The following is a 14,019-nucleotide window of genomic DNA, read 5'->3' on the forward strand; positions in this document are numbered from 1 at the left end:
ACCCGCACCGCGGCTCCCGGCCGACCGCTCGGCCGGCCGGGGAGCCGGGCCTCAGCGCTTGGGCTGGGCCAGCGCAGCGGGCGGCGAGCTTCCCGCCGTCGCACCCTTGGCGTACTGCGGTGTGTAGAGGTAGACGAACTCATGGACGCCGTCGGCAGCGAGCTCGTCGGTGATGATGGCCTCGCCGATCCTGATGCCCTCCTTGGCCAGCAGCTCCTGGTGCACCGGGAAGGCGGCCTCGATGACGTCCTCGTTCCCGAGCAGCTCGAAGCCCCAGGCGTCCGAACCGACGATGGCCGGCCGGCGGGCCGCCAGCCAGCGGGCCTCGCGCAGGTAGATCCCCGGCTCGGCGGACAGGTAGCGCTCCCGCTCGCCGACGACCTTGTTCCAGCCCGTACGGAAGAGCACGACATCGCCCGGCTCGATGCTCCTGATGCGGCCGCGCTCCATCGCGGCACGGATGTCCTCGAGCGTGATCCGGTAGGAGTCGAACAGGGTGGGCTCCCCGGCGGTGTTGGTGCTCAGCGCGGCCTCGTCGCCGGCCTCGAGCTTCAGGCCGAGGATGTCGAGCAGCACGCCGCGGGTGACGATCGGCCCCATGTGCTCGTTGCCGAGCTTCGAAGTGCCCCACGGCTCGGCGATGTCCGGGCCCTGGAAGCCGTTGTAGAACGTCGCGCCGACGCCGAGGTGGTTGAGGTTGTCCAGCTGGGTGGCGATCTGGTAGGTGAACCCCGGCTCGAAGCGCTCCTCGTGGATGCTCACCCGGTTGGCGGCGAGCGGCTCGGTGCTCTGCAGGATGCCGCCACCCTCCTCGAAGCCCTCCGGCGGCTGGTAGCCCAGGACGGTCAGCCGCTGCTGGTAGTCCCGCGGCGGGTCGGTGATGTAGGCGGGAATCCCGTTGGTGAGCAGCTCGCCCAGGTTGTAGGTCTTGGTCGCCTTGCGGCCGGTGATCAGGCCCAGTGCGGCGGCGGTCTTCTCCGGGGTGACCTCGTTGAACGTGCCCCGCTGGTCGCCGGCGCCGTACCGGCTCGGGGCCCATCCGCCGTCCTCGGCGTGATCGACGTCGAACATCTGGTCGTCGTAGTCGTCGTCGTTGCGCCGCTTTCCGCCGGCGGTGCGGCTTCGCCGCGGCTCGTCGGCGTGTGCCGCGGTGCCGAGCGCGGTGCTGGCCAGGGCCGCTGTCGCCGCGGCCTTGCCGGCCAGGCCGAGGGCGGCGCGGCGGCTGAGTTCGGTGTGCGCGAGCAGGAGATCAGGGCGCAAGGGGAGCCTCCTTGTAACGGTCGGTCGGCAGAGGGACAAAGCTATCCGTACCGGACGTGACGGCGCTCACGTTCGGGGATGTGAGCTACATCACATTCGGCAGGGCCTACGCTCACCGGGCATGCGCCTCGTCCTCGCGACCTGCTCGGTCGACTACGTCGGCCGGCTGACTGCCCACCTGCCGATGGCGACCCGGCTGCTGCTGGTGAAGGCCGACGGATCGGTGTCGATCCACGCCGACGACCGGGCCTACAAGCCGCTGATGTGGATGAGCCCTCCGTGCAGCACCATCGATCGCGACGGGGTCTGGACGGTGACCAACAAGGCCGGCGAACAGCTGGTGATCACCGTCGAGGAGGTGCTCTCGGACGTCTCGCACGAGCTCGGCACCGACCCGGGACTGGTCAAGGACGGCGTGGAGAAGCACCTGCAGGAGCTGCTGGCCGAGCGCTGCGAGGTGCTCGGTGCAGGCTGGACGCTGGTGCAGCGGGAGTACTTCACCGACATCGGGCCGGTCGACCTGCTGGTCCGGGACGACACCGGTGCCCACGTGCTCGTCGAGGTGAAGCGGCACGCCGAGATCGACGGTGTGGAGCAGCTCACCCGCTACCTGCAGCGCGTCTCGACCGTGCTCGGCGAGGTCAGGGGCGTGCTCGCCGCGCAGAGCTTCAAGCCGCAGGCCAAGGTGCTGGCCGCGGACCGTGGGATCACCTGCGTGCAACTGGACTACGACGGTCTGCGCGGCATGGACCCGAGCACCCCGACGCTGTTCTGAGGCGTGCACCGTCACGGGTGTGCGGCGGGCTCTGCCGCCGGAGCGACAGCGCCGAAGGTCAGCTGCGGTCCCCCGGCGACGGTTCACCCGATCGGGGCAACAGCAACGGACATCGGTGACGACAAGGACAAGGGCGCACATCGGGTGCGTCCGTCCGATCGTGCCGAGGTTGCTCCATGTCCCGACTCCTGCGCCGCAGGACGCTGATCGTCACCGTCTGCTCCGCGCTGCTCGGCGGTTCGCTCGTCGGTTTCGCCGCCGGCAAGGAGCTGGAGCAGCCGGTGCCGCTGGTCGCGGCTGCGGAGGTGGGGCGTACGCCGCTGCCGGCCGGCAGTGCCGAGCGCGGCCGTGCGGGGCTCGAACGCAGTGCACTGCAGCTCGCGGCGGCGCTCGACGCCGTCCCCGTCCGCGGCGACGGCGACGACAGCACCCGCTTCTGCCCGGCTGACCGGCTGCGAGTGCGCTGGTCGGTGCCGCTCGCGGGGGAATTCTCCGTCGGCGGCCACGTCGAGCCGGTGGGCTCCGCACCGGAGGACACCACCACTGCCGTCAACGGGCTGGTCGTGTGTCAGGAGGCGTCGTACGCCTACATGGGCTTCGAGGCGCGCTGGACCGGCGCTGCGTGGGCGCTGGCGTCCGTCCCGGCATTGAGCGACGAGCACGACCTGGAGCAGGAGCACGAGGGCGAGGCGCACGAGGGCGAGGCGCACGAGGGCGAGGCGCACGAGGGGGAGAAGCACGAGGGCCAGGCGGCGTCGGCACCGCGCGCCCGACCGGCATCACGCACCCTGGCGGCCCGACCCGCCGCCACGGCCCGCGGCTTCTCGGTGCCACAGGTGAAGGGCATCGACCCCTACGCGGCCTACGACCCACAGCGCGTCTGCGACCCGGTCGCCAAGCCCGGCACGACGGCACTGCGTGACCTGCTCCTGCGTACTCACCCGAACACCCGCAGCCTCGGTGTCTCCCGGACGTGCTCGGCGCGCGGTGTCTCCGAGCACAAGGAGGGGCGAGCCTTCGACTGGGGCGTCAACATCGGTGTTCCCGCCGAGCGGGCTGCTGCCGAGAGCGTGCTCGGCCAGCTGCTGGCCACCGACACGTCCGGGAACCGGCACGCGCTGGCGCGCCGGCTGGGCGTCATGTACATGATCTGGGACCGCCAGATCTGGTCGGCGTACAGCGCCGATCGTGGCTGGAGGCCCTACAACGGGGCCAACGCGCATACAGACCATGTGCACCTGTCGCTGAGCTGGGCCGGCGCGATGGGCCGCACCTCCTACTGGCAGGGCGCCAACGCGACGCTGCTCGAGGCCGACCCCGAGCTGCGGCTGGCCGCCGGATCCGGCGCGACCTCCACCGGCGCCCGGGCGGCTGCTCCGACCGGTGGGAGCCGCTCGTCCGTGGTGCCGTCTCCGACGCCGCGCAGGAGGGAGGACGAGGAACGCCGCGGGCACGGACGCCCGGCGCTGCGGACACGGGACGAGTGGGTGCGTGAGGTGCCGGTGCCGGCCACCTCGCCCGCACCGGCCGCACCGGCACCCGGGCCCGTGGACGGTGCGGTGCCGTCACGCCCTGCAGCCCCGCCGCTCACGTCGCGGCCCAAGACGGAGTCCCCGAAGGTGGTGGCGGCCCAGCGGCAGCGGTCACGGGCGGTTCCGGCCACCGGCAGCGAGAAGCCGCGCGAGGCGGCGGACCGGCCGGCCAAGCCCCGGCCGGTGAAGGTGGAGCGGCCGGTGAAGGTGGAGCGGCCGGTGAAGGTGGAGCGGCCGGTGAAGGTGGAGCGCCCGGTGAAGGTGGAGCGCCCGGCGAAGGTGGAGCGCCCGGCGAAGGTGGAGCGGCCGGCGAAGGTGGAGCGCCCGGCAAAGGTGGAGCGGCCGGCAAAGGTGTCCCGGCCGGCCAAGGCGGCCCGATCGGCCAAGGCGGCCCGACCGGCGAAGGCGGAGCGCGGCCGCGGCTGACCGCCGCACCCCCCGCGGGTCGCGTTCCAGCAGGCTGGGACACTCGCGGTTCCCGCCGCGGATGCGGCTCGAGGACAAAGGGGATGCCGTGGCGCGCGAGTTCAACAAGGTGGGCGTGGTCGGTCTCGGGACCATGGGCGCGGGCATCGCGGAGGTGCTCGCCCGCTCCGGTCTGGGCGTCGTCGGGGTCGAGGTGGACCAGGCCGGGCTCGAGCGGGCGCACTCCCACCTCACCGCGTCGACCGGTCGCGCGCTCGCCAAGGGCAAGCTCACGCGGGACGAGGTCGACGCGATCCTCGGCCGCATCCGTACGGGCACCGACCTCACGGCTGTCCAGGACTGCGACCTCGTGATCGAGGCGATCCCCGAGCGCATGGAGCTCAAGCGGGAGCTGTTCGCGCAGCTCGACGCGCTGCTGCCGGAGGAGGCCGTGCTGGCCACCAACACCTCCGCGCTGTCCGTCACCGAGCTCGCCACGGGTACGCACCGGCCGAGCCGGGTCGTCGGGCTGCACTGGTTCAACCCGGCTCCGGTCATGGGCCTGGTGGAGGTCGTGCGGACGGTCGTCGCCGACCCGTCCGTCGTCGAGGACGTGCAGGCGCTGGTCGAGCAGGTCGGCAAGACCGGCGCCACGGCCGGTGACCGGGCCGGCTTCATCGCCAACGCCCTGCTGTTCGGCTACCTCAACAACGCGCTGCGGATGTACGAGAGCAAGTACGCCTCGCGCGAGGACATCGACGCCGCCATGCGCTTCGGCACCGGCCACCCGATGGGCCCGCTGGCGCTGCTCGATTTGATCGGCCTGGACAGCGCGTACGAGATCCTCGAGACGATGTACACGCAGTCCCGCGACCACCGGCACGCGCCGGCGCCGCTGCTCAAGCAGTACGTCACGGCGGGGCTTCTCGGCCGCAAGAGCGGCCGTGGCATCTACACCTACGCCGCGCCGGACTCGCCGGAGACCGTCGCCGACCACGCCACCCCGACGACCACCACTGGCAGCCCACGCCCCGTCCAGCGGATCGGTGTCATCGGCACCGGCACGATGGCCGGCGGCATCGTCGAGGTGTGCGCCAAGAGCGGTTACGACGTAATCTTCCGCGCCCGGGGCGAGGACAAGGTCGCGGCGGTGCGGAAGAAGATCGAGGCCTCGCTCGACAAGGCCCTGCAGCGCGGCAAGTTGACGGAGCAGGAGCGCGACGCAACGCTCGCTCGGATCACCGGCACCACGTCGCTGGACGATCTGGCCGACTGCGACCTGGTGGTCGAGGCCGTCGTCGAGGACCTGACCATCAAGAAGGCGCTGTTCTCCGCGCTCGACGAGGTGCTGAAGCCGGGCGCGATCCTGGCCACGACCACCTCGAGCCTGCCGGTCATCGAGTGCGCGCAGGCCACCTCGCGTCCGCAGGACGTCGTCGGCATGCACTGGTTCAACCCGGCGACGATGATGAAGCTCGTCGAGGTGGTGCCGACCGTGACCACCGCCGACGACGTCGTGGCGACCGTCGTCGAGGTCTGCGCGAAGACGCGCAAGCACGCCGTGCTCTGCGGCGACCGGGCCGGCTTCATCGTCAACGCGCTGCTGTTCCCCTACCTCAACGACGCCGTCAAGATGCTCGAGGCGCACTACGCGACCATCGACGACATCGACTTCGCCATGACCAAGGGCTGCGGCCACCCGATGGGGCCGTTCGCGCTGATGGACGTGGTCGGGCTCGACGTCACACTGGCGATCCAGCGGACGCTGTTCGACGAGTTCCGTGAGCCGGGCGACGTGCCGGCGCCGATGCTCGAGCACCTCGTCCGTGCCGGCTACCTCGGCCGCAAGACCGGCCGCGGCTTCCGCGACTACGCCCGGAAGTAGCTGATGGCCAGGGGTTCGCGGCGCGCGGCGATGCGCGCGGCAGCCTTGGACGCGCTCAAGCACGACGACGACGAGGGGACACCGCGACCGCCGGTCGGCGAGCAGGTGGAGGACGGGCACGTCGTACGCCGGGTGGCCGGCACGTCGAGCCCGCGGGTCTACCGCTGCCCGGGATGCGACCAGGAGCTGCGCCCAGGCTCGCCGCACGTCGTGGCGTGGCCGCAGGGGAGGCCGGACGACCGGCGGCACTGGCACACCGCGTGCTGGGACGCCCGCGGCCGCCGCGGCGTGAAGGTGCACCGCTCCAAGAACGCCCCCCGCTACGGCTGACCCCCCACCCTCCGGCTTACGTCATGCTGCGCCCCGCGCAAGATGCTCCTCTCAGCATGACGCAAGGAGGGGGTCAGTAGGGTCGACAACCATGCCCGACATCCGCGCCAACACCGTGCTGCCGGCCGAGCGGCGGGACGTCGTGCTGCACACCGCCGACGGCCTCGAACTGGTGGGGGAGCTGGCCCTGCCGGCCGACCGGCCGCCGGTCGCGACGGTGATCTGCCTGCACCCGTTGCCGACGCAGGGCGGCTTCATGGACAGCCACCTGCTCAGGAAGGCCAGCTACCGGTTGCCTGCGCTGGCGGGTCTCGCAGTGCTGCGCTTCAACACCCGCGGCACGACCAGCCCACGCGGCACCAGCTCCGGGCAGTTCGACGACGCGGTGGGTGAGAAGTTCGACGTGGCCGCCGCGCTGGACTTCTGCGAGGCGGAGGACCTGCCGGCGATCTGGCTGCTGGGCTGGTCGTTCGGTACCGACCTCGTGCTCATGTACGGCTGCGACCCCTCCGTCGCGGGCGCGGTCCTGATCAGCCCGCCGCTGCGCTACTCGCAGCCGTCGGACCTCGCGGGCTGGGCCGCCTCCGGCAAGCCGCTGACGGCGCTCGTCCCGGAGCACGACGACTTCCTGCGGCCGGCCGAGGCCCGGAACCGCTTTGCCGCCGTGCCGCAGTGCGAGGTCGTCGCGGTCGACGGCGCCAAGCACCTGTTCGTCGGCCACACCGAACGGGTGCTCGACGAGGTCGTCCGGCGGGTGGCGCCCGCCGCCCATCCCCTGCCCAGGACGTACGGGGACAGCGCAGGAGCGTCGGCCCGACCGGCAGGATGACGGCGGGGCAGACTCCCGCCGGGGTCGTCCGTCGGCGTCAGACCGCGTCCTGACGCGGTGCGACGACCTCCTGCAGGACCAGCTGCACGGCCGCGGCGATCGGGATGGCCAGCAGCGCTCCCAGCACCCCCAGCAGCGAGCCGCCCACCAGCACGGCGACCACGGTCGCCGCGGGCGAGACGTTCACCGAGCGCTGCATGATCCGCGGATAGAGGACGTAGTTCTCGACCTGCTGGTAGACGAGGTAGTAGACGGCGACGATCAGCCCGGCCTGCACCGAGGTGAACAGCGCGACCGTGGTGATGACGACGGCGCCGATCGTCGCGCCGATCAGCGGGATGAGCCCGGTGAGGAACACGACCATCGCCAGCGCGACGGCGTAGTCGACGCCGAGCACCCGCAGCAGCAGGTACGTCAGGCTGGCGGCGAGCGCGGCGATCGTCACCGCGCCGGCCACGTAGCTCCCGACCCGGCTGAGGATCTCGTCCGTCAGCAGGCCCACCCGCGCCCTCCTGGTGCGGGGCACGAGGCGGTAGGCGTTGGCCTTGATCGAGGGCAGGTTCGACAGGAAGTAAAGCGTCACGATCAGCACGGTCAGGGCGCTGAAGAAGGCGCCGAAGACGACCTTGCCGACGCCCAGCACGCCGCCCGCCGCGCTGACGCCGAGGCGTCCGGGATCGTTCAGCATGCCCTGGGCCCGCTCCAGCAGGCCGAACCGCTCGTCCACGGCGGCGATCCGCTCGTTGTCCTGCAGTTGTGCGACGTAGCCCGGAGCGCGCGCGGCGAACTCCTGTGCCTGCTCGACGATCGGCGGGACGACTGCGAAGCCGAAGCCGACGAAGAACAGCAGCATCGCCAGCAGCACCAGCCCGACCGCGAAGCCGCGCCGCATCTGACGGCGCTCCAGGGCTTCCACCGCAGGGTTGAGGCCGATCGCGAGGAAGGCGGCCGTCAGCAGCAGGACCAGCACGCCCTGCACCGCGATCAGCGCCTTCACCAGCCCGTACGCGAGCGCGATCCCGAGCGCCCCCGTGAACGCGATCCGGAACGGTGAGCGACTGGACAACGGCCGCCCGGGCACGCCGTAGGGGTTGTCCTCGTCGACGGCGGCCTCGATCCTGCGCGCGGCGGTGTCGAGCAGCGGGTCCGCCGGCGGCGCGACCACCTGCGCAGCGTCGACGGCGGCGCTGCTGGCCGCGACCGCACCGGCTCGGGCCTGCTCCGCACCGCCTCGTGCCTGCTCCGCACCGCCTCGTGCCTGCTCCGCACCGGCTCGTGCCTGCTCCGCAGCATGTCTCGCGTCGATCGCCCCCGTCCGCGCGCGTTCCGCCTGCCCGGCCTGCTCCTCGACAGCGCCCTGGACCTCGCGGACCTGCTCGACCTGCCGTGCGACCTCGGGCGCCGGCGGGGAGCCCGGCGCGTCGTCAGTCACGGGTTCCGCGGGTCGGACCCGATGGGCCCGGCTGCCGCGGCGGGCCGCTGAGCGGAGCCACGGCGGCGGAGACCGCGTCCCGCAGCGTCTGCAGCTGCCCGGCGATCGCGTCGCGCTGGGCCGAGAGCTCCTCGACCTGGCGGCGGGCCTCAGCGGTCATCGCCGCGGCCTCCCGCCGGGCCTGCTCGTGCAGCGCCTGCACGTCCTCGCGGGCCTGCGTCACGAGCTTGTCCGCCTCCTTGCGGGCGTCGTCGCGCACGGTGCGGGCCTCCTGCGCGGCGGCCTGCGTCTGCGCCTGCGCGTCGGCCGAGGCCTTGGCGCGCAGCGCCTCGACGTCGCGCTGGGCCTGCAGGGTGGCCGCCTCGGCGCCCTCGGACGCGCGGGCCACCTCCTCCTCGCGCTTGCGCAGCGCGGCGTCGCGCTCGGTGCTCTCCCGGGCCGCCTGCTGCTTGGCGGCGGCGACCATCCGCTCGGCGTCCCCCCGCGCCTCGGCCCGCACGGACGCGGCCTCCTCCTCGGCCAGCCGGAGCATCTCGGCCAGCCGCGCAGTGAGCAGCGACCCTGGCTCGGACTGGCCCGAGGCGCGCCGCTCGGCAGCGGACAGCGCCGCTGCCTGCTTCGCGACATGCTCCTCGAGGGCCGTGATCCGCTGACCGTCCTGGGCGTGGCGCTCGTCGGCATCGCCGAGCGCCACCTCCACGCGGTCGAGGTAGTCGTCCACCTGTCGGCGGTCGTAGCCGCGCAAGACGACGTCGAACCCACCGGCGTCGGCGTTGTCCTGCAGTGGGACCAGGTCGTCCGGGGTGTCGGCGGGGCTCATGGCGCTGTCCTACCACCCGCGGCGCCCACCGACCCGCAGCGCCACACGGAAGCTTGCGCGGCGCGCTCAGACGTCGCGGAAGCGGTTGATCGCGTCCACGTGCCTGGCCCGGAACTCCTGCGCCGAGTCCTCGACCCCGTGCCCCTCCTCGGGCGCGAGGCACAGCACCCCCACCTTGCCCTGGTGCAGGTTCTTGTGGACGTCGTACGCCGCCTGGCCGGTGTCCTCCAGGGCGTACGTCCTGGACAGCGTCGGGTGGATCAGCCCCTTACCGATGAGCCGGTTGGCCTCCCAGCTCTCCCGGTAGTTCGCGAAGTGCGAGCCCACGATCCGCTTGAGGTTCATCCAGAAGTAGCGGTTGTCGTACTGGTGCATGTAGCCGCTGGTCGACGCGCAGGTCGTGATGGTGCCGCCCTTCCTGGTCACGTACACCGACGCGCCGAAGGTCTCGCGGCCGGGGTGCTCGAAGACGATGTCGATGTCCTCGCCGCCGGTCAGCTCGCGGATCTTCTTGCCGAAGCGCTGCCATTCCTTGGGGTCCTGGTTGTGCTCGTCCTTCCAGAACCGGTAGTCCTCGGCACTGCGGTCGATGACCAGCTCGGCCCCCATCCGCCGGACGATCTCGGCCTTCTCCGGGGAGCTGACGACGCAGACCGGGATCCCCCCTCCGTTCAGGGCGTACTGCGTGGCGTAGGACCCGAGCCCGCCGCTGGCGCCCCAGACCAGGACGGTGTCGCCCTGCTTCATCGCCGCGCCGTTCTTGCTGACCAGCTGTCGGTAGGCGGTCGAGTTGACCAGGCCAGGGGCGGCGGCCTCTTCCCAGGTCAGGTGCGCCGGCTTCGGCATCAGCTGGTTGGTCTTGACCAGCGCCAGCTCGGCCAGGCCGCCGAAGTTGGTCTCGAAGCCCCAGATGCGCTGCTGGGGGTCCATCATCGTGTCGTCGTGGCCCTGTGGGTCCTCGAGCTCGACCGACAGGCAGTGCGCGACGACCGTGTCGCCGGCCTTCCACTTCGACACGCCCGCGCCGACGGCGAGCACCACGCCGGACAGGTCGGAGCCCACGACGTGGTACGGCAGGTCGTGCCGCTTCGTGAGCTCGGACAGCCGCCCGTACCGCTCGAGGAAGCCGAAGGTCGGCACCGGCTCGAAGATCGAGGTCCAGACGGTGTTGAAGTTCACCGAGGACGCCATGACCGCGACGATCGCCTCGCCCGGTCCGAGTTCCGGGGTGGCCACTTCGTCGACGTGCAGGCTCTTGCGTGGGTCCTTGTCGCGCGACGCGACGCCCTCGAACATGCCGATCTCGTCCTTGCGGACGACGACGCCGCGGTAGCTCTCCGGGACCGGCACCCCCTGCACGGCCTTGCTGTCGCCGGACTGGATGGCCTCGAGGATGTCCTTCACGCGCGGCGTTCTCCCTGTGTCGGTGGATGTGCGCCGCAGGGTATCGAGGCTTCGGCCGGGTCCGGGCAGGTGTCGGCCGCCGGCGGCGGTCAGTGCCCAGGAGACGGTCGTCCTGGCGGCGGGTCGTCCGGCGGGGACGCCAGGTCCGACCCAGCGAATTCAGCGCACTCCGTCGACGACCGGCCAGCGACGCAGCCTTTGCAGCAGGCTTTTTCCACGGTCGAGCGCGCTGAACTGAACACGTCGCCGCAAAAACAGCTATCTGCGGCGAACCTCTACCTGTGTCCGACATCTAACTGTGTGGTGCACCTATTGCGCCTCTTGGTCCGCCTGCGTACGTTTCGCCCCGTTGCTGTGGCGCTCGCCGCACGCCGTACAAGAAAGTTGGGGGGACCAGCCTGTGTCGTCTCGTCGTGGATTGACCGGCGCGGGGCTTGCCGCCGCCGCGCTCGTTGTCTCGCTGGCCGCGGGAGCGTGGGCCTGTGTCTCGGGGCCGGCGGTGTTGTTGAGCACCGACACCGTGAAGGCTGGCGAATCGGTGCAGATCGTCGGTTCGAACTTTCGCCAGAAGGAGCCTGTCGTCGTGCGCTTCGACGCGCTCGACGGACCGGTGCTGGCAGAACTCGGCGTACCTGTGAAGCAGCGCGTCACCGGCTCGGTGACGATCCCACCGGGCACCGCTGCCGGCAACTACGTGTTGGTGTTCACCCAGACCGCTGCAGATGGCACGCCCACGCAGGTGCCCGCCCGCACCCTGGTCAAGGTCCCGGGGGAATCCGGCGCGTTGCCGGTGGTGGCTGCCCCGATGGGCGCCGCGCCGGGCGATCGACTCGACAGCCTGGCCACGACCGAGTCCGTTGGTGGCGGCACGCTGGCGCTGGCCTCACTGGGTGTGGCTGGCATAGCTCTGTTCGCGGTCGGGGTCACCGTCTTTGCCACCGGCCGCAGGAGCGCGGCTCCCTCCAAGGTCACGGTCAGCCGGTAGCCGCCAGCATCGCTGGTGTGTGTTGCTGCGCACGGCGACGTGCTCCTGCGGCCCGGCTGGCCGGCCGCTCCCGATCAGTCTCAGCGTCACCCCAAGAGAAGAGTCCGTGATGATCTCACCCTCGCGACGCGTCGCTGGAGTGCTGGCCGGCACCCTGGCAGGGCTGTTGCTTTCCAGCCCCGCGCAGGCAGCTGAGCCGAGCGGCCTGACCGAGCCGGTTCGCGCGACACACGCCGATCTGAGCCCGACCCGCATGTACTCCAGCCCGGCGCTTGCCGTCGACCCCGAGAATCCGCTGCGGGTGGTGGCCGGCTTCGCTGATCTGCTGACCCGCCGGTGCGGCCTGCTCCGGTCGGCCGACGGTGGCGCCACCTGGACGCAACCGGAGGGCTCCCCCAACACGGCCGACTACCCGTTCTGCTCGCAGAGTCAGGGCGGAGTGATCCAGGCGCCCGTGGCCTTCGGTGGGGGCGGGATGCTCTACATGGCGCTCGGCGGGTGGTCGCCGCAAGAGTCCAGCCGAGCGGGCGGAGCGGTGCTGGTGGCGCGGTCGGCGGACCTGGGAGATTCCTGGCAGACGTCGGTGGTGCGTACCAGCCGTGGGAAGACCGGTAAAGAGGCCGAGAACCTCCGCCCGGTGCAGGGCCTCGCCGTCGAGCGTCGCGGTGGTGACGACGACGTCGTGTATCTCACCTTCAGCAAGGTGTTGCCCGGATTCAAGGCGCCCGATGCGGTGCCGCCCGGTGCCATGGTGGCGGTGTCCCGGGACGGGGGTCGCACCTTCGACGAAGGTGTGGACCTCGCGGACGGGGTCTTCGACTCCGCAGACCTTCGCCAGCAGGCACTGAGCGCCACTCCACCCCCGCCCGGAGGCCCGGGTGGGGGTGGTCCTCCGGAGCTGCCGCCGGCCGGCACGAAGGGTGCCACTCCCGACCAGGCGGCGAATTTCGGCGGTCGAGGCGGGCGCAACGGCACCGTTGTCGGGGTCGACGGCGAGGGGACGGCGTACGTCCTGTGGGGCGCCGGGGCGGTGAACATCGTTCCGCGCACCGCGCAGGCGCTGTTCCTGTCCCGGTCGTCCGACGACGGGAAGAACTGGACCACCACGCAGGCGACCCCGTTCGGCCCGGACAACCCCACGGGCGGGCCGGCCTTCGCCGGGCAGCAGATGGCCGTCGCCGAGGACGGCACGCTGCACATCGTCTACGGGCTCAACCCCCGTCCGAAGCTGGCGGCGTACGGCGAGGTGTACCACCGCGTCTCCCGCGACGGGGGCAAGACCTGGAGCGATCTCGGGGCGCTCAGCGACGACGCACCCGAGGACCTGGCGGCTCAGTTCTTCCCCAACATCAGCATCGCGCCGAACGGGCGGCTCGACGTCGTCTGGTGGGACACCCGGAGCGATCCGGGGATCCGCTCCAACGACGTCTACTACAGCTCTTCCGACGACGGCGGTGAGTCCTGGAGCGACAACCGGCGCATCACCGACCAGAGCGTGGACCGCCGCTTCGGGGTCTACGGGCTCGGCTACGACATCGCCGCGCCGCCGGGGGTCGCCTCCACCGACGCCTTCGCCCTCTTCGGGTGGGACGACACCCGCAACAGTGGCCCGCCGCCCACCGGACTCGACGCCCGGAACGGCACAGGAGTGCAGGACATCTACACCTCGGCGGCACAGTTCGCACCGGTGGCTGTGCAGGGTTCGAGCACTGCCCGGATCATCTTGGCCGGTGTCGTCGGCCTGTTGATGGCCGGTCTGTTCCTGACCATCGCCTTCCTGGTGACGAGACGGCGGCTCGCGTCACAGCCGGGGCACGCGCACGAGAGCTTGAGTGGCCTCCAGCCCACCGACGCGGCGGGCAGGGTGCCGCGATAGCCGAGGCAGCAGGATCGGTGTCACCGCGGTACCGAAGCCGGCGGGCGCGGTCTCAGTGGGCCGCGCCCCCCGGGGCCGGCTCGACCAGCTCGACCAGCACCCCACCGGCGCTCTTCGGATGTACGAAGTTCACCCGGCTGCCCGCTGTGCCCTTCTTCGGCTCGTCGTAGAGCAGGCGCATGCCCTGGCTGCGCAGGTGGTCGCTGACCTCCTCGATCGAGTCGACCCGGTAGGCCATCTGCTGGATGCCGGGGCCGCTCCTGTCGAGGAACTTCCCGATCGGGCTGTCCGGCGACAGCGGGGCGAGCAGCTGCAGGTAGGTACCGGAGTCGCCCACCTCGAGCATCGCCTCGCGTACGCCCTGCTCCTCGTTGACCTCTGTGTGCACGCAGCGCATGCCGAAGCCGGTCTCGTACATCGCGATGGCGGCATCGAGATCGGCGACGGCGATGCCGACGTGGTCGATGTGCGTGATCTGCACGGACA

At 71.6% G+C, this 14,019-nt stretch carries 12 protein-coding genes; 7 read left to right on the forward strand and 5 right to left on the reverse strand.

What is annotated here, in order from left to right; translation table 11 throughout:
* Nucleotides 1–51: 51 nt before the first annotated feature.
* A complete protein-coding gene (locus WD794_15675) occupies nt 52–1,260 on the reverse strand; it encodes a cyclase family protein (GenBank protein ID MEX2291750.1) in 1,209 nt (402 codons plus the stop codon).
* Between the two features lie 121 nt (nt 1,261–1,381).
* Between WD794_15675 and nucS the strand changes: the two genes are divergently transcribed.
* The 5 genes from nucS to WD794_15700 all read left to right on the forward strand — a co-directional run bounded on the left by nucS (nt 1,382) and on the right by WD794_15700 (nt 7,016).
* A complete protein-coding gene (nucS, locus tag WD794_15680) occupies nt 1,382–2,035 on the forward strand; it encodes an endonuclease NucS (protein ID MEX2291751.1) in 654 nt (217 codons plus the stop codon).
* A gap of 176 nt (nt 2,036–2,211) precedes the next feature.
* Entirely contained in the window at nt 2,212–3,993 is a 1,782-nt protein-coding gene (locus WD794_15685) for a hypothetical protein (GenBank protein MEX2291752.1), read from the forward strand.
* Between the two features lie 88 nt (nt 3,994–4,081).
* Nucleotides 4,082–5,857 (forward strand): 3-hydroxybutyryl-CoA dehydrogenase, encoded by a 1,776-nt coding sequence (locus WD794_15690; protein MEX2291753.1) that lies wholly within the window; start codon nt 4,082–4,084, stop codon nt 5,855–5,857.
* 3 nt (nt 5,858–5,860) lie between these two features.
* The gene (locus tag WD794_15695; GenBank protein ID MEX2291754.1) at nt 5,861–6,187 is read left to right on the forward strand and encodes an ATP/GTP-binding protein; all 327 of its coding nucleotides are present in this window, start codon (nt 5,861–5,863) and stop codon (nt 6,185–6,187) included.
* Nucleotides 6,188–6,278: 91 nt separating this feature from the next.
* On the forward strand, nt 6,279–7,016 hold the full coding sequence (locus WD794_15700) for a hypothetical protein (protein MEX2291755.1): 738 nt from the start codon (nt 6,279–6,281) through the stop codon (nt 7,014–7,016).
* A gap of 37 nt (nt 7,017–7,053) precedes the next feature.
* On the opposite strand, the gene WD794_15705 is transcribed toward WD794_15700, so the two are convergent.
* The 3 genes from WD794_15705 to ccrA form a co-directional block, all read right to left on the reverse strand.
* Nucleotides 7,054–8,448, reverse strand: a complete 1,395-nt coding sequence (locus WD794_15705; GenBank protein MEX2291756.1) for an AI-2E family transporter — start codon at nt 8,446–8,448, stop codon at nt 7,054–7,056.
* Nucleotides 8,441–9,268, reverse strand: coding sequence for a DivIVA domain-containing protein (locus WD794_15710; protein ID MEX2291757.1), 828 nt, complete (start codon nt 9,266–9,268; stop codon nt 8,441–8,443). The genes WD794_15705 and WD794_15710 overlap by 8 nt, the downstream gene beginning before the upstream one ends.
* A gap of 66 nt (nt 9,269–9,334) precedes the next feature.
* Nucleotides 9,335–10,672, reverse strand: a complete 1,338-nt coding sequence (gene ccrA / locus WD794_15715; GenBank protein MEX2291758.1) for a crotonyl-CoA carboxylase/reductase — start codon at nt 10,670–10,672, stop codon at nt 9,335–9,337.
* Nucleotides 10,673–11,090: 418 nt separating this feature from the next.
* On the opposite strand from ccrA, the gene WD794_15720 reads away from it, so the two are divergent.
* Nucleotides 11,091–11,657, forward strand: coding sequence for a hypothetical protein (locus WD794_15720; protein ID MEX2291759.1), 567 nt, complete (start codon nt 11,091–11,093; stop codon nt 11,655–11,657).
* Nucleotides 11,658–11,766: 109 nt separating this feature from the next.
* Nucleotides 11,767–13,533, forward strand: a complete 1,767-nt coding sequence (locus WD794_15725; protein MEX2291760.1) for a sialidase family protein — start codon at nt 11,767–11,769, stop codon at nt 13,531–13,533.
* Between the two features lie 52 nt (nt 13,534–13,585).
* Here the strand turns inward: WD794_15725 and mce are convergent, their stop codons facing one another.
* Entirely contained in the window at nt 13,586–14,008 is a 423-nt protein-coding gene (gene mce, locus WD794_15730) for a methylmalonyl-CoA epimerase (GenBank protein MEX2291761.1), read from the reverse strand.
* Between the last annotated feature and the right edge of the window lie 11 nt (nt 14,009–14,019).

This window comes from Mycobacteriales bacterium, assembly GCA_040902655.1.
In the GTDB taxonomy this organism is placed as follows: Bacteria; Actinomycetota; Actinomycetes; order Mycobacteriales; family SCTD01; genus SCTD01.